21 protein-coding genes are annotated in these 21,809 nt (G+C 62.9%); 3 read left to right on the top strand and 18 right to left on the bottom strand.

Annotated elements, in window-relative coordinates; translation table 11 throughout:
- The first annotated feature begins 40 nt into the window (after positions 1-40).
- Entirely contained in the window at positions 41-1,162 is a 1,122-nt protein-coding gene (locus D9V28_RS16305) for a hypothetical protein (RefSeq protein WP_229727851.1), read from the top strand.
- A 6-nt stretch (positions 1,163-1,168) separates the two neighbouring features.
- Here D9V28_RS16305 and D9V28_RS09090 read toward each other — a convergent pair whose 3' ends face one another.
- From D9V28_RS09090 to D9V28_RS09025, 14 genes are all read right to left on the bottom strand, one after another.
- Positions 1,169-3,142, bottom strand: a complete 1,974-nt coding sequence (locus D9V28_RS09090; RefSeq protein WP_220700477.1) for a bifunctional copper resistance protein CopD/cytochrome c oxidase assembly protein — start codon at positions 3,140-3,142, stop codon at positions 1,169-1,171.
- A 150-nt stretch (positions 3,143-3,292) separates the two neighbouring features.
- On the bottom strand, positions 3,293-3,580 hold the full coding sequence (locus D9V28_RS09085; RefSeq protein WP_108392266.1) for an HU family DNA-binding protein: 288 nt from the start codon (positions 3,578-3,580) through the stop codon (positions 3,293-3,295).
- Between the two features lie 263 nt (positions 3,581-3,843).
- Positions 3,844-6,288, bottom strand: a complete 2,445-nt coding sequence (locus D9V28_RS09080) for a glycoside hydrolase family 65 protein (protein ID WP_121659380.1) — start codon at positions 6,286-6,288, stop codon at positions 3,844-3,846.
- A gap of 59 nt (positions 6,289-6,347) precedes the next feature.
- Positions 6,348-7,058: an HAD family hydrolase gene (locus tag D9V28_RS09075; RefSeq protein WP_308472479.1), complete on the bottom strand. Its 711-nt coding sequence runs from the start codon at positions 7,056-7,058 to the stop codon at positions 6,348-6,350.
- 218 nt (positions 7,059-7,276) lie between these two features.
- A complete protein-coding gene (gene rpsN, locus D9V28_RS09070; RefSeq protein ID WP_108392272.1) occupies positions 7,277-7,582 on the bottom strand; it encodes a 30S ribosomal protein S14 in 306 nt (101 codons plus the stop codon).
- A 3-nt stretch (positions 7,583-7,585) separates the two neighbouring features.
- A complete protein-coding gene (rpmG, locus tag D9V28_RS09065) occupies positions 7,586-7,753 on the bottom strand; it encodes a 50S ribosomal protein L33 (RefSeq protein WP_108392274.1) in 168 nt (55 codons plus the stop codon).
- Positions 7,753-7,989, bottom strand: a complete 237-nt coding sequence (rpmB, locus tag D9V28_RS09060) for a 50S ribosomal protein L28 (protein ID WP_090711639.1) — start codon at positions 7,987-7,989, stop codon at positions 7,753-7,755. The genes rpmG and rpmB overlap by 1 nt, the downstream gene beginning before the upstream one ends.
- A gap of 186 nt (positions 7,990-8,175) precedes the next feature.
- Complete coding sequence (locus D9V28_RS09055; RefSeq protein ID WP_229727853.1) at positions 8,176-8,613, bottom strand: Fur family transcriptional regulator; 438 nt, start codon at positions 8,611-8,613, stop codon at positions 8,176-8,178.
- Positions 8,614-8,622: 9 nt separating this feature from the next.
- On the bottom strand, positions 8,623-9,453 hold the full coding sequence (locus D9V28_RS09050) for a metal ABC transporter permease (protein WP_183086500.1): 831 nt from the start codon (positions 9,451-9,453) through the stop codon (positions 8,623-8,625).
- Positions 9,454-9,479: 26 nt separating this feature from the next.
- Positions 9,480-10,319 (bottom strand): metal ABC transporter ATP-binding protein, encoded by an 840-nt coding sequence (locus D9V28_RS09045; RefSeq protein ID WP_121659378.1) that lies wholly within the window; start codon positions 10,317-10,319, stop codon positions 9,480-9,482.
- Complete coding sequence (locus D9V28_RS09040) at positions 10,316-11,284, bottom strand: metal ABC transporter solute-binding protein, Zn/Mn family (protein ID WP_229727855.1); 969 nt, start codon at positions 11,282-11,284, stop codon at positions 10,316-10,318. The genes D9V28_RS09045 and D9V28_RS09040 overlap by 4 nt, the downstream gene beginning before the upstream one ends.
- A gap of 104 nt (positions 11,285-11,388) precedes the next feature.
- Positions 11,389-12,282, bottom strand: coding sequence for a glycine betaine ABC transporter substrate-binding protein (locus D9V28_RS09035; RefSeq protein WP_121659377.1), 894 nt, complete (start codon positions 12,280-12,282; stop codon positions 11,389-11,391).
- Positions 12,283-12,388: 106 nt separating this feature from the next.
- Complete coding sequence (locus tag D9V28_RS16510) at positions 12,389-14,206, bottom strand: ABC transporter permease/substrate binding protein (RefSeq protein ID WP_121659376.1); 1,818 nt, start codon at positions 14,204-14,206, stop codon at positions 12,389-12,391.
- Entirely contained in the window at positions 14,206-15,552 is a 1,347-nt protein-coding gene (locus D9V28_RS09025) for a quaternary amine ABC transporter ATP-binding protein (RefSeq protein WP_121659715.1), read from the bottom strand. Before D9V28_RS09025 ends, D9V28_RS16510 begins: the two co-directional genes overlap by 1 nt.
- 450 nt (positions 15,553-16,002) lie before the next feature.
- On the opposite strand from D9V28_RS09025, the gene D9V28_RS09020 reads away from it, so the two are divergent.
- Positions 16,003-16,653 (top strand): hypothetical protein, encoded by a 651-nt coding sequence (locus D9V28_RS09020; RefSeq protein WP_121659375.1) that lies wholly within the window; start codon positions 16,003-16,005, stop codon positions 16,651-16,653.
- Between the two features lie 36 nt (positions 16,654-16,689).
- Here the strand turns inward: D9V28_RS09020 and D9V28_RS09015 are convergent, their stop codons facing one another.
- The 4 genes from D9V28_RS09015 to D9V28_RS09000 are packed head-to-tail and all read right to left on the bottom strand — an operon-like array spanning position 16,690 to position 21,301.
- A complete protein-coding gene (locus D9V28_RS09015) occupies positions 16,690-18,006 on the bottom strand; it encodes a dihydrolipoamide acetyltransferase family protein (protein WP_121659374.1) in 1,317 nt (438 codons plus the stop codon).
- Positions 18,007-18,031: 25 nt separating this feature from the next.
- Entirely contained in the window at positions 18,032-19,030 is a 999-nt protein-coding gene (locus D9V28_RS09010; protein WP_121659373.1) for an alpha-ketoacid dehydrogenase subunit beta, read from the bottom strand.
- Entirely contained in the window at positions 19,027-20,166 is a 1,140-nt protein-coding gene (locus D9V28_RS09005) for a thiamine pyrophosphate-dependent dehydrogenase E1 component subunit alpha (RefSeq protein WP_121659372.1), read from the bottom strand. The genes D9V28_RS09010 and D9V28_RS09005 overlap by 4 nt, the downstream gene beginning before the upstream one ends.
- A 4-nt stretch (positions 20,167-20,170) precedes the next feature.
- Positions 20,171-21,301 carry a histidinol-phosphate transaminase gene (locus tag D9V28_RS09000; protein WP_371870000.1) on the bottom strand — a complete coding sequence of 377 codons (1,131 nt, stop codon included), beginning with the start codon at positions 21,299-21,301 and terminating at the stop codon, positions 20,171-20,173.
- Between the two features lie 109 nt (positions 21,302-21,410).
- On the opposite strand from D9V28_RS09000, the gene D9V28_RS08995 reads away from it, so the two are divergent.
- Positions 21,411-21,809 carry a phage holin family protein gene (locus tag D9V28_RS08995; protein ID WP_121659371.1) on the top strand — a complete coding sequence of 133 codons (399 nt, stop codon included), beginning with the start codon at positions 21,411-21,413 and terminating at the stop codon, positions 21,807-21,809.

Genomic DNA, 21,809 nt, shown 5'->3' with positions numbered 1-21,809 from the left:
GTCCGAACCGAGCTCCGCGCCTTCCGCATAGGATAGCGGGGTGAGTCAGGTTGAAGCCCCGCAGGAGTCGTACCCGCATCCGGGACACCCCGGTGAGGCCGCCGGACCACCCCAGCGCACTGGGCTCACTGAGAAGTCGAAGGTCATGATCACGTGGCTGGTCGTGTTCGTTTTGCTGCTTGGCGCCGTGCTCGCTGCGCTTGGCGCGCTGAACCGTGATGTCTACGGTGCTGCGTCGTTCGTGCGCGGCTACCTGTCGGAGTTGGCGTCGAAGGACGCTGCTGCGGCCCTGGAGCTGCCTGGTGTGAAGCTCAGCGCCGGACAGCTCGAAGCCGCAGGGTTACCTGAGGCGAGTTCGAACGCGCTGCTGCGAAGCGCTGCGCTCGGTGAGCTCACCGAGATCTCCGAGCTCGCCAGCGAGGAGGTCGGCGACGGTGTGCACGAGGTGACGTTCTCGTACGAGGCAGACGGAGTTTACGGCGAATCGACGTTTATCGTCGCGCCGAACGGAACACGCTTCCCGATGATTCCGACCTGGAAGTTCGAGGTGAGCCCGCTCGCCGTTCTCAACCTCTCCGTTGAGCATTCGACAACCTTCAGCGTCAATGGGTTCGACGTCGACACCCGAGCTGTCGCGCCGGCCGACCAGAAACCGGCATTCGACAACATCGTCAACCTGCAGGTCTTCACCCCGGGGAATTACACGATGGAGACGTCGACCGATTTCCTGCAGTCGGACCAGGAGAAAGTGCTCGTGGATGTGCCGGCCACCGTTCACGAAGCATCCGTCGCCGCCGAACCGACCGAGAGCTTCGTCGATGGGGTGCAGGAGGCCGTGAACAAGCAGCTCGACGAGTGCGCCGAGCAGGTTGTTCTGCAGCCGACCGGATGCCCGTTCGGCATTGTGATCGACGACCGGGTTGAGGGCGACCCCGCCTGGTCGATGGAGGACTACCCGGCCGTCACGATTGAGGCTGGCGCCGAGTCATGGTTGATTCCATCCACAACGGGCAGCGCGAACATCGAGGTTGACGTGCGGTCGCTCTTCGACGGTTCGGTCACTCACTACAACGATGACGTCGACTTCTCGATGACCGGCCATGTGTACCTGCTCTCAGACGGCACAGTGCAGGCCACGATGAGCGGCGAGCCCACCGAGTAGCTGGCGCTACTTCACGACGTCGGACTGAGCGAGCTTGGCCAGCCGCTCGTTGTACTCTTTGAGTTCGGCATCATCGGTGCGATCGGCGTTACGGTCCAGACGTTTGGCGTCCTTCGCATCGCTTCGGCTCCACTGAATTGCGACGGTGATCGCGAGCGCAATGGTGGGCAGCTCGCCGATGCTCCAGGCGATACCGCCGCCGTTCTGCTGGTCGATCATCGGCGGGGCACCCCAGGTGCGGCCCATAGCTCCGAACCAGTCGGGCAGGAAGAGACCGACGTTCGACATGATCGACAGGCCGAAGAAGGCGTGCGCAGCCATGGTGGCGAGCAGAAGCAGGAGCCGCATCGGGTAACCCAGCCGCACGGGCACCGGGTCAATACCGATGAGTGACTGGACGAAGAGGTAGCCGGTCAGGACGAAGTGCACGATCATCCACTCGTGGCCGATGTGGTCCACGGTCGCCCAACGGAACAGCGGCGAGTAGTAGAACACCCAGAGCGATCCGACAAAGAGCACGGCAGCGACGATGGGATGAGCGAGGAACGACGCGTACTTCGAGTGCACGGCGAGGAGGATCCACTCGCGAGCACCGCGGGAGCCGTCGGTGCGGTTCGCGATGGCGCGCATGGCCAGCGTGACGGGCGCGCCGGGAACGAGCAGAACAGGAACCAGCATGGTGAGGCCCATGTGACCCAGCATGTGCACGCTGAAGAGGTAGTCCTGGTAGGCGGCGACGCCGCCATTGGTCAGGTAGAACAGCACGAGCAGCCCGAGCACCCATGAGACCGCCCGGAGCACAGGCCACTTGTCGCCGCGGCGGTGCAGCCGCACCACCCCGGCGAGATAGAAGAAGATGCCGAAACCGCAGACGAGCAGCCAGATCAGGTCGATGTCCCAGACGGTGAAATAGCGGCTGAAGGTCAGCTCGGGTGGCAGCGGTTCTCCGGTGAGCAGCTCCGCTGCCGTTGGCGAGCCGGCCAGCTCTTCGGGAACCGGCGTCGCCGTCCGCGCGAGCGCCGCGGCGAGTCCTGACGCAACACCCATAAACGCGAGTTCGGCGACGATGATCCACCAGAAGTACTTGCCGACAGTCTTTGCCGCCGCGGTCATCCGGCCGATCAGCCAGGTGCGCTGCATCGCCCCGAAGAGGCCAAGCACGATGAGCGCGGCGACCTTCCCGATCACGAGCACACCGTATGGCGTGAGCAGCCGGTCGAGCGAGCCGACGCGCAACTCGGCGCTGGCGTAGCCGGAGATCGCCACGACGATGAAGGAGATCAACGCAATCGTGGAGTAGCGCTTCATCACCGGGATGATCCGGTCACCCTCGAGCGTCTTGCGCAACAGCACGATGGTGAGAAGTCCGCCCAGCCAGACTCCGGCGAAGAGCAGATGGAGGCCGAGCGCGTTCACCGCGGCGTTGTGTCCCGCAGAACCCGCCGCGTGTCCCTGCTGAGCCATCGGCACGAGCGAAATGAGAGCGAGGACACCGACGAACACCATCAGTGTCTGACTACGGACGGCGAAGCAGAGCACAGTCAGCGTGGCCGCAATGAGTGTGGTCGCGAGCCACGCCTGGCCGATTTCAACGTCGGTAAAGAACAGGCCGAGTTTCGACCCGAACTGGTCGTCAAAGGAAATAGCGGTGCCTGTGACGTTCAGAAAGGTCAAAAACCCGGTGATTCCGGATGCCACGGCGTAGAGCGCAGCGCCCCCTGCGGCGATGTCGAGAGCGCGGTGGTACTCATCCTTCTTGGCCGAGAGCGCGAAGAGGGCAAGCAGTATCGGTCCGAGCGTCATGGCTGCCCCGATATTCACGAGCATCTTCGCCATGGGCAGCCCATACCGGACGACCGGTCCCGGATCTCCGATGGGACGGGCGACGGCGCCGCCGCCGTAGGCCAACCCGATCAGAAGCACAACAAACGCTGCGGCGAGGAGGGCGGCCGGGCCGGCAATTCGGGTTACGCGAGACACCCCTTAAGCCTACGTTGCGGCACCTGTGCGCCCGGTCGGAGCCGACGGAGGGAACGGGCTGTACGGTGCGAAGTGGCAGTACGAGGCGTGGTTAAACCACAGAGGGGATGCCGCGTGTGCGGCATCCCCTCTGAAAAAAAGCGGTGAGAACTACTTTGCAGCAGCCTTCAGCTTCGAACCAGCGGAAACCTTGACCGAGTGGCCTGCAGGAATCTGGATCTCTGCACCGGTCTGCGGGTTGCGGCCGGTACGTGCTGCGCGAGCGGTGCGCTCGACGGCGAGCCAGCCCGGGATGGTGACCTTGACGTCGTTGCTGACGGAGTCAGCGAGAACGCCGAACAGCGAGTCGAGGACGCCACCGACGGTAGCCTGGCTCTGGTTCGTCTCCGCTGCGATCTTTGCAACGAGCTCGGTCTTGTTAAGCGACTTATCAGCCATTGAGTTGTCCTCCTCGGACTTTGCTTTCTACAGCCTGTTATAACTGTCCGCGAGCAGATATTCGCCCGCGGCCGGTCTGTCTGACCGCCTCGAATGTATCAGAGTTCCGCATGTTTTCGCGGAAATGCAGGACGTATGCGTCATTTTTCTCCGGCGTGTCCCAGCATCCGTCGCTCGAAGGGGACCCAAAACGGTCATTTTGACGCTGTGAGCGAAAATCCGCGGAATTCCGCGGGAACGGGTTGCGGCGCCGCCGCTACCGATCAGTTTTCCGCAAACTGTGCCGCGGCGGGAACCATCAGGCTGCCGTCGTCCCTCCGGTTGCGTCGTTTCTGAACGGGTGCGTCGTCTCGAGTCGGCCCCTGTCCATCGAGCGGGATCTCAACGTCGCGGCCGGGCGCAACCTCGAAGAACTCGCCGCGGACCAGGAACGACACAGGGTCGTCGCCGTCGATCACGGCGACATGCATCGACGCTGCTGTGAGGGTCACCAGCATGCGGGTACCTCGCCATGCCAGCCGGTAGCGCAGCTCCGGCCAGTCCTTGGGCAGTCGCGGGTCGAACGTCAGCGCACCGTCGTAATCACGCATGCCGCCAAAACCAGAGACGAGCGAGTTCCACACACCACCGGCTGCTGCAACGTGCACACCCTCCGACGTGTTGCCGTGTCGATCCTCGAGGTCGACGAACGCCGTGTCGAGGAAGTAGGTCAGCGCGAGGTCCTGATAGCCGACTTCCGCAGCGATGATCGACTGCACGATCTTTGAGAGGCTCGAGTCGCTGGTCGTCAGCGGGTCGTAGTAGTCGAAGTCGGCGAGTTTCTCCTCGAAGGTGAACTGATCCCCCTGAAGGAACAGCGCCAGGACGACGTCGGCTTGTTTGAGGACCTGGAACCGGTAGATCACCAGCGGGTGGAAGTGCAGCATCAGCGGTTTGCGGTCCTCAGGCGTCGCCGCGAGGTCCCACACCTCACGTTCGAGGAACTGCGAGTCCTGCGGGTGGATCTGTAGCGATTCGGAATACGGGATCGTCATTGCCGCAGCAACCCGCTCCCACTCGACAAGTTCCGAGTCCTCAAGGTTCAACCGCTTCACGGCTCGCCGGTAGGCGTCTGGACGCTCCATTTCCAGTGCACGCAGAGCTTCGATTGCATACCTCAGGTTGAACCGCGCCATCACGTTGGTGAAGAGGTTGTTGTTGACCACAGTGGTGTACTCGTCCGGACCGGTGACCCCGTGAATCTCGAATCGGTCCTCACCGTTGGACCGCCAGAACCCGAGGCTGGTCCACATGCGCGCGGTTTCAACGGCGATGTCGACCGCTCCGTAGCTCAGGAAGTCGATGTCCGCTGTGGCGTCGATGTACTTCGCGAGCGCATAGGTGACGTCAGCGTTGATGTGGTACTGGGCGGTGCCGGCGGCGTAGTATGCGGATGCTTCTTCACCGTTGATGGTGCGCCACGGAAACAGCGCACCGGCTTCGTTGAGCTTTCGTGCCCGGTCGCGGGCAGCGGGAAGCATGCGCTCACGGATCCGCAGGGCATTCCGCGCCCAAAGCGGACTCGTGTACGCAAGGAATGGAACCACGTAGATTTCGGTGTCCCAGAAGTAGTGTCCGCTGTAGCCGTCGCCGGTGACACCCTTTGCTGGGATACCGAGCCCGTCAGCTCGCGCGGCGGCCTGGGCGAGTTGGAACAGGTTCCAGCGCACCGCCTGCTGGACGTCATCGTGCCCAGCAATTTCGACATCGGACCGTTCCCAGAAGCCAGCAAGCCACTCCTGCTGTTTGGTGTACTGTGCCGCTACCCCGCTCGAGCGAATGCGGTCGAGCGTGCGACGGCACCGGTCGACCAGTTCTCGAGTGGGCGTGCTCCTCGAGCTGTGATAGCTGACGATCTTGGTGATTTTCACCGCCTGCCCCTGTTGAGCGTCGACCGCGTAGACGTTCTTGGCGATGTTGCCGTCGATATACCGCTCGACCCGATAGTCGTTGGACGTCTCGATCAGGTGGTCCGCCGCCAGGGCAAGGGTCATCTCTGAGTTGGCGACGCTGTAGCTCAGGATGCTCCGGTCTTCGTCCTGCCAGTGACCCTGCGGCTCGAACACGCGCTCGGTGACGTGGCCTGCGTTCCGCGGGTCATCGGCGTCATCACTGTCAGCGCCGTCGTACTCGTCTTCGCCATCCTGCCGGTTGAGCAGTTGGCAGGAGATCGTCAGCGGCGCGTCGGCGTCAAGCATCGTGACCTCGAGGCTCATCACGGCGAGATGCCGTTCAGGGAACGAGACCATCCGGGTTGCGCTGACCTGCACGCGTTTGCCGGACGGTGTCAGCCACAGAAGATCCCGACGCAGCACGCCGGTGCGAAAGTCGAGGATGCGCTCGTAGCTCAGGAGGTCCGCCTCGTCGAGAGCGAGTGGTTCGTCGTCGACGTACAGGCGCATGACCTTACTGTCAGGCGCGTTGACCATCATCTGCCCGACCTCGGCGAAACCGTACGCGGATTCGGCGTGCTGGATCTTCCAGGTCTCGTGCAGTCCGTTGATGTAGGTGCCGTGCTCGTGGGCGGTGCGCCCCTCGACGGCGTTCCCGCGCATCCCCAGATAGCCGTTGCCGACCGCGAACAAGGACTCGGTCACGCCGAGCGTCTCGGCGTCGTACTCGGTTTCGATCAGACGCCACGGGTCAACGGGGAAACGGTCTCGGTTCATGGGCGAAGGCTCTCTCAAGGATGCTGCGTGCGGGGAATAGGTGGTGCGGGTGGTCAGAGCTAGCGCTGCGGGTCGGAGGCTTCGGACGTGTACGCCTCGAGGTCGTCGATGACGACATCCGCACCGGCCTGAAGAAGCGCGTCCCTTCCGGCACCGCGATCCACTCCAACAACGAGCCCGAAGTGTCCGGCGCGGGCCGAGGCGACGCCGGAGATAGCGTCCTCGAACACCACAACCTGGGCGGGCTGGAGGTTCATCTGAGCGGCGGCGAACAGGAACATGTCGGGCGCCGGCTTGCTCGCAAGCCCTTCCCTGGCAGCGACGACGCCGTCGACGATGACGGGGAACCGCTCGATCAGGCCTGCCGAGGTGAGCACCCAGCGAGCGTTATTCGAACTCGAAACGACACCCATCGGCATCCGTTGTTCAAAAAGTTCGTCCACCAAAACCTGTGAACCGGGGTACGGGCGAATGCCGCGCTCCTCGAGCGCTCGGGCGAAGTAATCGTTCTTACGGTTGCCAATCCCGGCAACCGTGTCTGCGGTGGGCGGGTCGGCCGGCAAACCGAGCGGAAGAACGATGCCCCGGGACGCGAGCATGCTCTGCACCCCGTCATACCGGCGCTTACCGTCGAGGTACTCGAAGTAGTCATCGTCCGTGTACGGGGAGGTCACCCCTTTTTCGGCGAACACTTCGGTGAACATCGACTGCCAGGCGTAGCGGTGGAGTTCGGCCGTCGGAGTCAGTACTCCGTCGAGGTCGAAGAGCACGGCGCTGAAACCGTTCAGGCGCGGCAGGACCGATTCGTGTGTGTTCAGAGGGTGCTCCTGAGGAACCTGGTGGCGGAAGGATGTGTCGCTGACTCTACGACATGAAAGAAACCTTGACATAACGGCCGCGAACACTTGCGCTCAGAGGGCCTCAGGGGTTAAAGCAAAACGGGCGCCGACCCGAAGGTCGACGCCCGTTTTACAGAAATCGTTAGTGCTTACCAGCTCGACTTGGTGATGCCGGGCAGTTCACCCTTGTGTGCCATGTCGCGGAAGCGGACACGCGAGATGCCGAACTTCGAGAGGTGGCCGCGGGGGCGTCCGTCAACGGCGTCACGGTTGCGCAGGCGCACCGGTGAAGCGTTGCGGGGAAGCTTCTGCAGGCCGACACGAGCGGCTTCACGTGATTCGTCGGTGCCGTTCGGGTCAACGAGGGCCTTCTTCAGCTCGAGGCGCTTTGCTGCGTAGCGCTCGACGATAACCTTGCGCTGGTTGTTCTTCGCAATCATGCTCTTCTTAGCCATGGCTTAGCGCTCCTCTCGGAATTCAACGTGCTTGCGCACTACGGGGTCGTACTTCTTCAGTACGAGACGGTCGGGGTTGTTGCGACGGTTCTTCTTGGTTACGTAGGTGTAACCGGTGCCTGCCGTCGAACGAAGCTTGATGATCGGACGAACGTCCTGAGTCTTTGCCATTAGATCTTCTCCCCACGAGCCAGGAGGTCCTTGACGACCGACTCAATTCCGCGAGCGTCAATAACCTTGATGCCCTTGGCGCTCAGCGTGAGCGTGACGTTACGGCGAAGCGACGGTACGAAGTACGTCTTCTTCTGCACGTTCGGGTCGAAGCGACGCTTGGTGCGTCGGTGCGAGTGCGAAATGTTGTGTCCGAAGCCGGGAACGGCTCCAGTCACCTGGCAGGTTGCTGCCATGGTTCTCTCCTTCAATACCGCAGGACTTTCGTCCTGCCCAAGATCTCTTGTCGGCACACGCAACTCACCCGAATATTTCAGTAGGGGGAGTGTTTGTGCGATCCGAACGGGAGGTGCCCGTTCAGCCAAGGGTCTATCGTACAGGAGTTAACGCGGATCCGCGAATGATTCGGGTGACGCAGCACCCTACTTAGGCTGCGGCGCCGCGCACGCCGCGCAGAGTCCGAAGATATCCACGATGTGCTGGGCTTCGGTGAAGCCGTGATCGGATGCCGTACGCCTGGCCCACTGCTCGACCTCGGTCGCCTCGATTTCAACGGTCAACCCACACGACCGGCAAATCAGGTGGTGGTGGTGGCCACTCGACGCGCACGCACGGTAAAGACTTTCACCGTCAGGTGACTGCAGCGAGTCGGCTTCACCGACTGTGGCCAGGTCGGCGAGGGCACGGTAAACGGTCGCTAAACCGATTGGCGATCCCGCGTCGCGGAGCCCCTGGTGGAGGCCCTGTGCACTGATGAAGCCACCACTCGAATCGAGCGCTTCACGGACGGCCTCGCGCTGCCAGGTGTTTCTCTTGACGGCCATGATTTCACCACCGCCTTCCGGGCTGAGACCCAACATTTGACATGGTTAGCGTAGCCCCGCTCTGGGCTTCGTGCGAAGACCGATGACCCGCGCACCCAGATAGATCACAAACGAGATCGTGGTGATGTACGGACTGATCGGAAGTGAGCCGCCAAGAGCGAGCAGGATGCCACCGACCGCCGAGACCAGCCCGAAGAGCATGGCAAGCACCGGCACCCAGAGCGGTGAAGCGGAGAGCCGAAGTGCGGCAGCGGCTGGCGTGACCAGAAGCGCCATCACCAATAGGGCTCCAATGATCTGAACCGACACCGCGACGATCAGCCCGAGCAGCACCATGAAGGCCAGAGAGACAAAGCGGGTGGGCACACCTCGAGCCGCTGCGACATCGGCGTCGAGACTATCGAAGCTGAGCGGCCGCCACATGCAGAGCAGGCCAGCCAGAACGACGATGCTGATGCCGGTGAGCCACGCCAGCTGGGGGTCATCAACCGAAATGATCTGCCCGGTGAGCAGCCCGAACTTGTTGCCGCTTCTGCCCGGATACAGAGCGAGAAAAAGAATGCCGAGTCCGAGGCCGAACGGCATCAGCACACCGATGATCGAGTTACGGTCTCGGGCTCGTGAGCCGAGCACGCCGATGAGAATGGCAGCAACGAGCGCTCCGGCCAGAGAGCCAGCCACCACGTTGACACCGAACAGCAGAGCGGCGGCCGCCCCCGCGAACGACAGCTCGCTGATGCCGTGCACAGCGAAGGCCATGTCGCGCTGCATGACGAAGACGCCGATGAGGCCGCCGACGATGCCAAGAATCGCGCCGGCGATGAGAGAGTTCTGCACCAGGGCGAGTAGCTCACCATAGTTTTCGAAGTTGAACATTCGAGCCCAGAGCTCGTCGAGCGTGATCACAGGCCAACCTCCCCGTGGGAGTGGTGGTGGGTTTCGCTGTCGGGGATACCGACGACGACAACGCGCCCTCCTGTCCTGATCACGTCGACCGGAGTGCCGTAGAGCTCGGTGAGCACTTCGCTGCGCAGTACCTCGTCCGGCGTTCCCTCTCGAAACTGCCCGCCGGCGAGATAGAGAATGCGGTCCACCATGCCGAGCACGGGGTTGACATCGTGGGTGACGAAAACGACGGGGGTGCCGTGCTCTCGCCGACGGCGATCGATCAGCTCGGAGACTCCGCGCTGGTGCTGCAGGTCAAGGCTCAACAGCGGTTCGTCGCACAGCAGCAGCCGGGGGTCGCCCGCCAGTGCCTGCCCGACGCGCAACCGCTGCTGCTCTCCTCCGGAGAGGTTGCCGACCGGCTCGTCAGCGTAGGCCGTTGCTCCGACTGATTCCAGCAGGTCGTCGACCTTACGCTTTTCGGATGCTCTCGAAACGGGCAGCCCAAAGCGGTGCCCGTTCACCCCGAGTGCAATGAGATCACGGGCGCGCATCGGTGTGCCGCCCGGGATCAGTTTCTGCTGCGGAATGTACCCGATCCGCCGGTCCCCGCGTCGCACAGCGTGCCCGTCGAATCGCGCCGTCCCTGAGTCGAGCTGCTGCTGGCCGAGGATGGTTTTGAGCAGGCTGGTCTTGCCCGATCCGTTCGGTCCGAGCACGGCGAGAAACTCGCCAGCACAGACGTCGATCGTGAGGTCGTTCCACAGCACACGGTCGCCGAAACCCAGCGCAGCGCCTGCGAGGCTCAGCACAGGTTCGGTTGGATGGCGGTGGGTGCCGTCGGCGCGAGCGGTCACGAATTCAACGCGTCCGTGATCGCGGCGATGTTCTCGGTCATCCAGCTCACATAATCCTCGCCGTCCGGGAGGGTCTCGGCGAAGGAGACGACCGGAACGGAATGCTTGTCAGCTGCGCTTCGGACCTGTTCGGTTTCGGGGCTGCTCGTCTGCTCATTGTAGGCAAGCAGCGCGACCTCACCCGTACCGAACAGGTTCAGGGTGTCTCGCAGGCTGGCAGGCGAGACGTCTGATCCCTCTTCGATGGCGTCACTGAAATCGGCTGGGGTGAGATTACGAAGACCGGATGCCTCGAGCAGGTAAAACGGGACGGGTTCCGTCAGCGCAACACCGGTTCCGTCGAAGTTCGCCTTGAGCTGCTCCGTGCTTGCAGTGAGTTCGGCGATGTCCTCGGCAAACGCCGTGTAGTTCTCCGAATAGCTCGCCGCATTGTCTTCGTCCAGGTGCGAGAAGGTGTGCGCCAGGGTGCTGGCGAGCGTGTCTGCGGTTGTCAGGTCGTACCAGACGTGTTCGTTGAGCCCCTCGATGTGCTCGTGCTCTTCCCCATCGGCGTGCTCGTGATCGTGTTCGTCAGCGCCGTCGGCCGCAACGGGCGCACGCCCCGACAGGTCAACGACGTTGACCATCTCGACGTCCTTATCCGCGGCTGCCTCGACCAGCGTGTCGATGAACGGGTCGTACCCTCCCCCGTTTTCAATGACGACGTCTGCCTTGGAGATGGCGAGTTGGTCCTGAGCGCTTGCCTCGTAGCTGTGCGGGTCCTGCGCTGCGGACTCGATGATGCTCGTGACGTCCACGTTCTCGCCGCCGATGATCGCGGCGATGCTTCCGTAAACGTTGGTGGAGGCGACAACGTGCAGACCTGCGGGGGTGTCAGTTTCCTCGTCGGCTGGCGCGGAGCATCCGCTCAATAGAAGGGCCATCGCGGGGATCGCGATCAGGGTCACACGGAGTCGGATGTTCACGAGCAATCACACTACCCGTAATGATAACGGTTATCAATTTGGCGGGACCGCTATTAACGACACAGAGCCCAGCCATCAGGATGGCTGGGCTCTGAGTTGTGCGTTTAGGACGTCAGCGAGTTCACGTACTCCTGGTTGTCTTCGATCCACTTCTCGACGATCGGCGCATAATCGTCTCCGTCATAGTCGACGAACAGCGCGTTCTCGAGCGAGTAGAGGGTGTCGAGGTCCATTTCGAAATTCTCGAACCAGCCAGCGACGGTCGGGTGGCTTTCGGTGAAGCCGCTCGCGGCGAAGGTGTGGATGGACTCGGTCTCACCGAGGGCACCCTCGGGGTCTTCCAGGTTCTTCAGCGGGAACTCGCTGTAGGCCCAGTGCGGCTCCCACAGGGTGACGGCGATGTTCTCGCCAGCCTTCGTCGCGCTCGTGAGTTCGGTCAGCATTGCTGAGGTGGAGGAGGTGATGTACTCCATGTCTTCGAGTCCGTAGGTCGGGATGACCCGCTCCTCGGTTGCCATGGTCAAACCGGCGCCCGGTTCAATGCCGACGATGCGATTGCCGAACAGTTCGGCGTTGTCGGCGAGTTCAGCGATCGAGTCGATCGGTGCGTCCGCGTTCACTGCGATGGCGTTCTTGCCCTCGGCATTCCAGGCACCGAGGTCGACGATGTCATCGCCGTACTGTTCGAAGTAGCTCTTGTGGGTGAACGGCAGCCAGACGTCGAGGGTGAGGTCGTAGTCGGACGCCGCAAGTCCGGTGAAGACGGGAGCGGGGTCCGCATACTCGAGGGTGACGTCGTACCCCTCGTCCTCCAGGATGCTCTGCCAGAGCACGCTCGAGGCGACCGCTTCGTCCCATCCGTTGAACACGGCGATGGTGATTTCCTTCTCGTCGCCGTTCTCCAGCGCGGCGCTCTCGCTGCCAGCCGTGCAGCCGGTGAGCGCGACGAGCCCTGCGGCGACTGCTGCCGCTGTTGCTATGCGTGTTGCGGTGTTCATGTGAACCTTTCGTCCGCCGGGGAAGGCGGTGTGAGGTGAAGCGTGGAGCGGAAATAGCTGTTGCCGGGGCGAGTTTGTGCCCCGGCAACAGTCGGATTTTTCGTTCTTAGGAGGTCAGCCCGTCGACATACTCCTGGTTGTCTTCGACCCATTTCTCAACGACGGGACCGTAGTCGTCTCCGTCGTAGTCGATGAACATCGCCTTCACGAGTGACATGAGGGTCTCACTGTCCATTTCAAAGTCCTCAAGCCAGCCGGCAGCCTTCGGCGATGTCTCGGCGAATTCGCTGCTTCCGTAGCTGTAGAGGCTCTCGGCCTCCCCGAAAGCACCCTCGGGGTCCTCAAGGTTTTTCACCGGGAACTGCGCGTAGGCACGGTGCGGCTCCCACAGAGTCACCACGACGTTCTCACCCTTGTCGGTTGCGCTCTTCAGCTCGGACAGCATGGCCGCTGTCGACGACGTGAGGAACTCCATGTTGTCCAGACCGTAGGTCGGGATGACTTCGTTCTCCATGGCGGCGGTGAGCCCGGCGCCAGGCTCGATGCCAACAATGCGATTGCCGAACAGATCAGCATTATCGGCCAGTTCCGCGATCGTGTCGATCGGGGCGTCTTCGTTCACGGCGAGGGTGAGTTTCGAGTCCTTGTTCCAGGCTCCGAGCTCCACGATTTCGTCGCCGTAACTGTCGAGGTACTCGGCGTGAGTGTTCGGCAGCCAGACGTCGGTGGTGAAGTCGTAGTCGCCCGACGCAAGTCCTTCGAAGACGGGCGCGGGATCAGCGAGTTCGAGTTCGACCGAGTAGCCCTCGTCCTCCAGGATGGTCTTCCAGAGCCAGCTTGTCGCGACTCCCTCGTCCCAACCGTTGAAAACGGCGAGGGAGAGGTCGGTTTTCTCTTCACCCTCGGCAGATCCGGGTGCTGGGTTCACGAATCCGACGATGCCGATCACGGCGGCCGTAGTGACGGCGGCGACGCCGACAGCGATCGCACCGTTCTTCTTCGTCAGGAATGCTCCGCCTGATCGAGACGCGGCGAGCTGCTTACCTGAATCGGATCCGGATGACTCCACTGCCTGTGCGACAGCAGCTTTTTTCGCCTTGGGCTTACGGAGACCGAGGGACGCCGTCAAACGGTCAAGCACGATCGCAAGGATCACAACGCTCAGACCGGCTTCAAAACCGAGACCGATATCGATGCGGTTCAGGCTGGCGACAACATCGCCACCCAGGCCGCCAGCGCCAACCATGCCGGCGATGACCACCATGGAGAGCGACAGCATGATGACCTGGTTCACACCGGCCATGATGCTCGGCATCGCGAGGGGCAGCTGGATCTGGCGAAGGATGCGGAACGGTGACGATCCGAAGGCATGGCCAGCTTCAACAACTTCCTTGTCAACACCACGGATGCCGAGCTCGGTGAGCCGAACGCCTGGGGCGAGTGCGAACAGGATCGTCGCAACGATGCCGGGAACAACGCCGACGCGGAACAGGATGAGTGCCGGGATGAGGTACACGAACGCCGGCATGGTCTGCAGGAAGTCGAGGATCGGCTTGAGAATCCTCGATGCCGTGTCTGACCGTGCGCCGAGGATGCCGAGTGGAACGCTGACCAGGATGGCGATGACACTCGCCACGAGCACGAGGGACAGAGAGTCCATCGCGTTGTCCCACTGATCAACGGCAAAGATCAGGCCGAAGCCGACGACGATGCCGACGGCGAGCTTCCAACCTTTGGCGAAGAAGCCGAGAACGGCGAACGCAACGATGATGATCCAGAACGGTGGGGTTATGAGGATCAGGTTGACGAGATCGTAGAGGCCGAGGAAGACGGCGCGCAGCACATCAAAGAGGGGCTGGAGCGTGTCGGTGAGGATGTCGACGAAGCCTTCGACCCACTGGCCGATCGGAATGCGGAAGTCCATTACGCGAAGCTCCCTTCACGAGCTGCCGAATTTTCGTCGGCGGTGGATGCTTTCGGTACCTCGGACTCGTCGGTCATTCCGGCGGTTTCGCGAAGTGTCTGGGTGATGACCTCTACGGCAACGGTTGCCGGAGTTTCGATGACCTGGTTTTCACCCGTGGTTGTTGGAACGTTGGCGAGTGCGGCGAGGAGCGTGACGCGAGGAATCGCGCCAAGCAGACGGCCCTGCTCGTCGACGACCGCGACAGGCAGCTGGCTTTCGGCTGCCGGCTCGAACAGGTCGACCAGATACTGGTCGGGGCCGACGGTAGCCGGGTCGTTACGCACGATTGTCATGAGGTCGCGGTTGCCCGCCTTGACGTGAGTGAGCACGTCGCGGTCGTAAACCACTCCGAGCAGCTTGCGGCCATTTCCGACAACGAAGGCTGCGGAGGTCTGCATGTCGCGCATGGTGCGGAGTGCGGCGCGGGGTCCGGCAGAGCCGGAGACGACGGCGCGAGCCGGCTCCATCACACCGGCGGCGGTGAGCACACGGGCACGGTCGACGTCCTGAACGAACTGGGCAACGTAGTCGTTGGCCGGGTCGGTGAGGATCTCGTCTGGCGTGCCGACCTGCACGATGCGTCCGTCACGCATGACCGCGATGCGGTCGCCGAGGAACATGGCCTCGTTGAGGTCGTGCGTGATGAAGATGATGGTTTTGCCCAGCTCCTGCTGCAGATCGACGAGCTGTTCCTGCATCTCGCGGCGGATCAGCGGGTCGAGCGCCGAGAAGGCTTCGTCCATCAAGAGCACGTCGGTGTCGGCAGCGAGAGCGCGGGCGAGGCCGACTCGCTGCTGCATTCCGCCGGAGAGTTCGCCAGGGAGCTTGTCTTCCCAGCCGGAGAGGCCGACCCGGGAGACGACCTTCTGGGCACGTTCCCGGCGCTCAGCGAGGGGAACACCCTGAACCTCGAGCGCGTATGCGGCGTTGTCAAGCACCGTGCGGTGCGGCAACAGCGCGAAGTGCTGGAAGACCATGGAGATTTTCGAGCGACGAACCTCGCGAAGCTGCTTAGCCGGAACTCCGCTTACCGCAGAGCCGTAGACGGCAACCGAACCGGAAGTCGGCTCAAGTAGACCGTTGAGCATACGAATGAGCGTCGACTTGCCCGAGCCGCTGAGGCCCATCACGACGAAAATTTCGCCCTGCTTCACCTCAAAGCTCGCGTCGATGACAGCGGCAGTTCCCTGAGCTGTCAGCTCACCCCGCGATGCGCCCGCCTTCAGTCGCTTAACGACATCACGTGGCTTTTTGCCAAAGACTTTGTAGACATTGTTTACCTCAACGGCAACAGCGTTGGTCACATTTTCTCCGAGCGCGCGCAAAGGCACCGGTCACTTTCGTGGCGCTCCCGCGAAAAACGGGATGCCTGCGCGGCGTTTTCGTTAGTTTCGACCGGGTCGGGGACGAATGCACACGCTCCACCCATCAAGCGGCGACGTCAAGTGCGTCTGAAGCGATTCGGGAGCTGTGCTGGCGCAGCCATGGGGCCGCCGCCAACGTCACAGGACCATACGTCCGAATGCGCGACATTCCTGTGTCACATTCGTCCGCGGACTAGCGTTACGGCCATCATGGCCGTGGACCAGCCTAACAGAAACCCCGATGGACCTTGTTTTTCGCTGGGCCCTCGCCCAACAGCAGCCGTGAAAGCCACGAGCGTTTGCCCGGTCACGAGCGAGTTCGGTTTTGCAGTCGGCTCACGGCATCCGCTCATAAACTGTAGAAAATCGTCACGACGCAGGGAGCAGCTCATGGGTTTTTTCGACAGACTATTTGGCACAGGGCAGCAGGACGCCCAGCGCCCAACACCGCAGTATCGTCCGCAGCCCCGCGCCGCGCAGGGCGGATCAGCACAGGCCCCGCGCAGCGAAGACGAGATCGCTGTCGAACGCTACCGCTACCTCCTGCGAACCGCTCCTCCCGAGGCGATCGAGCAGGCTCACGAAGAGGCTTTTGCGAAGCTCACACCCGAGCAGCGACGGTTGCTGTTTACCCAGCTGACCGCCGACGCCGCACCGGGGGACGCACCGCGCGGCGATGACGCACACTCGCTTGCCCAGTCGGCCACCCGTTCGGAGCTGCGTCAACCGGGAACGATGGAACGCACCATGACCGGACCGAGCTTCGGCAGCATGGTGGGGAGTTCACTGCTAGGCACTGTCGCCGGCTACTTCATCGCGTCCGCGCTGGTCAGCACCTTCCTTCCCGACCCGTCATCGGAGGCTGGAGCCGAAGGAAGCAGCGAGGAGTCGGGCTCAGATGGAGGCGAGTCAGGAGCGGATGCCGGCGGTGATGCTGGCGGCGATTACAGCGCCGGTGGTTATGACGGCGGCGGTTTCGGAGGAGACTTCGGCGGCGGAGGAGACTTCGGCGGCGGAGGAGACTTCGGAGGCGGGTTCTAAGCGAGAACCCGCCACACAACCGACTACTCGAACCGACTACTCGAGCAGGAGCGCGGGTTCCTCGATGATCGACGCAACGTCGGCCAGGAACCGCGACGCCACATCACCGTCGACAACTCGGTGATCGAACGATGCGCCGAGCGTCGTCACGAAGCGCGGTCGCACCTCGCCATCGACGACCCACGGCTTCTGCTTGATGGTGCCGAGGGCCACGATCGCAACCTCACCCGGGTTGAGGATCGGGGTTCCTGTATCCATACCGAACACACCGATGTTGGTGATCGTGATCGTGCCGTTCTGCTGGTCAGCCGGCGGTGTTTTGCCCTCACGAGCGGTCAGGGTGAGTTGTTCGAGTGCCTGCGCGAGTTCGAGCAGCGTCATCGCCTGCGCTTCCTTGACGTTCGGAACGATCAACCCGCGCGGAGTCGCGGCGGCGACCCCGAGGTTCACGAAGTGGCGGACGATGATCTCCTCGTCGGTCCACGCAGCATTGACCGTCGGGTTGCGGCGCACAGCCCAGATCATTGCCTTCGCCATGATCAGAAGCGGCGACACCTTCACACCGGCGAAGTCGGTCGAGTTCTTGAGTCGCTTGATGAACTCCATCGTGCGGGTGGCGTCAACATCAACGAACAGCGACACGTGCGGTGCCTTGAACGCCGACTCGACCATCGCGCTGGCGATCTGCTTGCGCACGCCCTTGACCGGGATCCGCTCTTCGCGGGTGTCGCCCCACTCGGGCGTCTCAATGTTTCGGAAAACACTGGCCTGGCCCGCCTCGCGCACGACGTCATCGCGGGTGACCTCTCCCCCGATACCGGTTCCGGTGACCAGCGACAGGTTCACACCGAGGTCCTTGGCCAGCTTGCGGATTGGTGGCTTCGCGATCACCGGTCCTGGAGCGGGAGGAACGGATGCCTGTCGTGCGGCAGGCGGGACGGCACGCGTCCGCGCGCGGCGACGCGATGACACGTGACCGGCATCACCGTAACCGACGAGGACCGCTCCTGGTGCCTCGTCGTCGACGGTTCCCCGGGTATCAGCGACCGCTTCGGCGAATTCGGTCGAGATGGTGGGCGGGGCGACCTCCGCGGCCGCCTGGCCACCGGCATCCGCTGCACTGATCGTGATGATCGGTGTGCCGACATCGACAGTGGTGCCCTCGGTAACGAGAATTGACGCCACGGTGCCCTCGTACGGCGACGGCAGTTCGACGAGCGACTTGGCTGTCTCGATTTCGACGATCACCTGGTTGAGCTCGACGACGTCACCTGGCGCGACTTTCCACGAGACCACTTCGGCCTCGGTGAGCCCTTCACCGGCATCCGGCATCAAAAATTGGAACTCACTCATGGTTCTCCATTCGGTCGGCAAGCGACTAGTAGGCGAGCGCCCGATCGACGGCTTCGAGGATGCGGTCAGCGTCTGGCAGGTAGAGCGCCTCGAGCTTGGCCGGTGGGAAAGGAACGTCGAAACCGGAGACGCGAAGGACCGGCGCTTCGAGCGAATAGAAGGCGCGCTCGGCGACGGTCGCGGCGATCTCGGACCCGACCGAGACGTTGCCCGGCGCTTCCTGGGCGACCACGAGCCGACCGGTCTTGCGCACACTTTCGAGAATCGGCGTGTAGTCGATCGGTGAGATCGAACGCAGGTCGACGACCTCGAGACTGATGCCCTCGGCCGCGGCGAGCTCAGCAGCCGCAAGCAGAACGCTCACCATGGCGCCGTGCGCGACCACCGTGGCGTCGGTACCTGTGCGCACGACACGACTCGCGTGAAGCGATGCTGCCGATCCGGAGAGGTCAACCTCACCCTTGGGCCAGTAGCGGCTCTTCGGCTCGAAGAACATCACCGGGTCGTTGGACGCAATAGCTTCCTGGATCATCCAGTACGCGTCATTCGGTGTCGACGGGCTAACCGAGCGGAGGCCGGCGGTGTGCGCGAAGTACGCCTCCGGGCTCTCCTGGTGGTGCTCGATGGCACCAATGTGTCCGCCGTACGGCACCCGAATGACAACGGGCATCTGCATCGAACCCTCGTTGCGGTTGGTCAGTTTCGCCAACTGCGAGGTGATCTGGTTGAAGCCCGGGTAAATGAATCCGTCGAACTGGATTTCGCACACCGGACGGTAGCCGCGCATGGCCAGTCCGATCGCTGTTCCGATGATGCCGGACTCGGCAAGCGGAGTGTCGAGCACCCGCCCCTCACCGAACTCGGCCTGCAGACCTTCGGTGATGCGGAAAACACCGCCGAGCTTGCCGATGTCCTCGCCCATCAGGAGAACCTTGTCGTTCTCGGCCATCGCCTGGCGAAGCCCGGCGTTGAGTGCCTTGGCCATCGGCATGGTCGCGACCTGCGCATCGATGCTCAAAGTCATGCTGCGCCTCCGGCCATGTTGCGCTCGTACGCTGACAGCCACTCGCGCTGTTCGGTCATCACCGGGTGATCCTCGCTGTAAACACTGTCGAACATGAAGCTCAGGTCGGGGTCCTCGATCGCATGTGTCCGCGCGCGAATGTCCGCCGTGAAGTCCTTCGCGTCGGCGATTACACCGGTGAAAAATTCCTCGGACGCTCCCTTATTGCGGAGGTACGCCTCGAACCGAACAATCGGATCCTTCGCGATCCACGAGTCCGTGACGTCCTGTGTGCGGTACTTGGTCGGGTCGTCACTGGTGGTGTGCGCACCGATTCGGTAGGTGAGTGCCTCGATCAGCTGCGGGCCGCCACCTGACCGAGCATCAGTGAGGTGCTTGGCCGAGACGGCGTAGCTGGCGAGCACGTCGTTGCCGTCGACCTGCACAGCTGGCAGGCCGAAGCCGCGAGCACGCTCGAACAGCGGCGTGCGTGACTGGGTCGTCACCGGAACGCTGATCGCCCAGTGGTTGTTCTGCAGGAAGAACACCTGCGGCGTCTGGTAACTCGCCGCGAAGATCATCGCTTCGTTGACGTCGCCCTGGCTCGTCGCCCCATCACCGAAGTAGACCATCACGGCTTCGTCGGTCTCCGGGTTTCCGGTCGCCGTTGCGCCGTCAAACTTCACTCCCATGGCGTACCCGGTCGCGTGCAGCGCCTGGGCGCCGATGACGAGGGTGTACGGGCGGAAGTTTCCGTTGCGCGGGTCAGCAACATCCCAGCCGGAGTGCGTCGTCCCCCGCATGACCTCGATGATGCCGAGCAGGTCGACGCCACGAATCAGCCCGACCGCGTGCTCCCGATAGGACGGGAAGATGTGATCCTGAGACCGTGCGGCGCGCCCGGATCCGACCTGAGCACCCTCCTGCCCGTGGCACGGTGGCCATAGCGCAAGCTGCCCCTGCCGCTGCAGGTTGGCCGCCTCGGTGTCGAACGCGCGAGCCGTGACCATGTCGCGGTAAAACTGCTCGTGGTCCGAGTCGCTGAGCGCCTCAAGGTACGGCAGATATGGCTCAGCCGATGCCGTCGGAGAGAAAGTCCCATCAGCTGCCAGTACCTGAACCGGGGGCGTGAGGGACGTCGTTTCGGTTTCCGCCATTGTCCTAACCTAACCGCCGGGCCGAATGCCCAGCTGGTAGAGATGCCACAACGTCTGCGCTTGCACGTAGGAGTTTCTCCACAGACTCGTCTTCGCCGATCGAGATCCGGATCCCTGACCCGGCAAACGCTCGCGCCACGATACCGTGCCGCAGGAACGTCTCATTCGCTTCGAGCGTTTCCTCGCCAGTCGCCAGCCAGACGAAGTTGCCCTGCGCATCGGGAATGGTCCAGCCCTGCTCAATCATTGATGAACGGATGCTGTCACGCAGCGCCGCAAGGCGGCTCACTCGTTCGAGCAGCTCGGTTTCCACAGCGAGTGACGCGATCGCCGCCGATTGCGCCGGTTGTGTCACCGAGAGCGGGATCGCCGTCGCGCGAGCCGCATCGAGGATGGCGATGGGCCCGAGCGCCCAACCGACGCGGAGCCCGGCGAGCCCGTAGGCCTTGGAGAAGGTGCGCAGCACGACGAGGTTCGAGTACCGACCGGTCAGGGTCAGCCCGTTCACGGCATCCGGGTGGGTGACGAACTCGGCGTATGCCTCGTCGAGGAGCACAAGAACATCGCTCGGCACCTTCGCCATGAAGTCGCTGAAGTCGGCTGCCGTAACGATCGTCGACGTTGGATTGTTGGGTGTGCACACGATGACGACACGCGTGCGCTCATCAATCGCGGCGGCCATGGCGTCGAGGTTGTGCGAACCATCGGCTCGGTTGGGTACCTGGACGCTTTCGGCGCCGGCGACGGTGACGAGTCCCGGGTAGGCCTCGAACGAACGCCAGGCGTACACCACCGAGTCGCCGGGGCCGGCGGCCGCCGTGATGAACTGGCTGAGCAGGGCAACTGAGCCGGAGCCGATGTGCAGCTCATCCGGTGTCACGTCGTGTTTCTCGGCGAGCACCTGCCGCAAAGCCGAGGCACTCGCGTCGGGGTAACGGTTAAAAGCGCCAGCAGCGACGACCGCCTCGATCACGCCGGGAAGTGGCGGATAGGGGTTTTCGTTGCTCGACAACTTGAAGGCGTCATCCCCCGCGGGTTTGCCCTGCCGGTATGGCGGGGTCGCCAGGATCTCCGGTCGAAGCTTCACCACTGCCGGAGGTACTGCATGATCTGCGTTTGCGGGGGTGAAAGTCACACACCGAGTCTAGACAGCGGCCATTCCGCGGGACGCATGCACGGCCAGCCTGTCCCGCAACCCTGTCCGGAAATCCGCCTGCTTTTTCGCCGAACTGCCATAGTGGAGCATGGCTAAATTCCTGCTGAACATCGTCATCAACGCCGTGGCAATCTGGTTGACAACGCTCGTCGTCGCGGGCGTCCAGGTCATCCCGTATGCCCCCAACAACGGCGTGGCGACCGCGCTGACCTACCTGCTCGTCGCCTTCATCTTCGCGATAGTGAACAGTGTGATCGGCACGGTGATCAAGATCGTCGCCTTCCCCCTCTACATCCTGACGCTCGGCCTCATCTCGTTCCTGATCAATGGCCTGCTGCTTCTTATCGTCGGCTGGGTCACGAGTGCGTTCGGCTTCGGTCTCACCGTTGACGGATTCTGGTGGGCCGTACTCGGCGCTGTGGTGATCAGTATTGTGAACTGGATTTTCCAGATCATCCTTCGGCCGCAGCGCCGCGACCGCAACTGA

Source organism: Mycetocola zhadangensis, from assembly GCF_003668565.1.
Classification (GTDB): Bacteria; Actinomycetota; Actinomycetes; order Actinomycetales; family Microbacteriaceae; genus Mycetocola_A; species Mycetocola_A zhadangensis.
The sequence above is the reverse complement of the archived record's forward strand: the minus strand, read 5'-3'. Positions and strand labels throughout refer to the sequence as shown.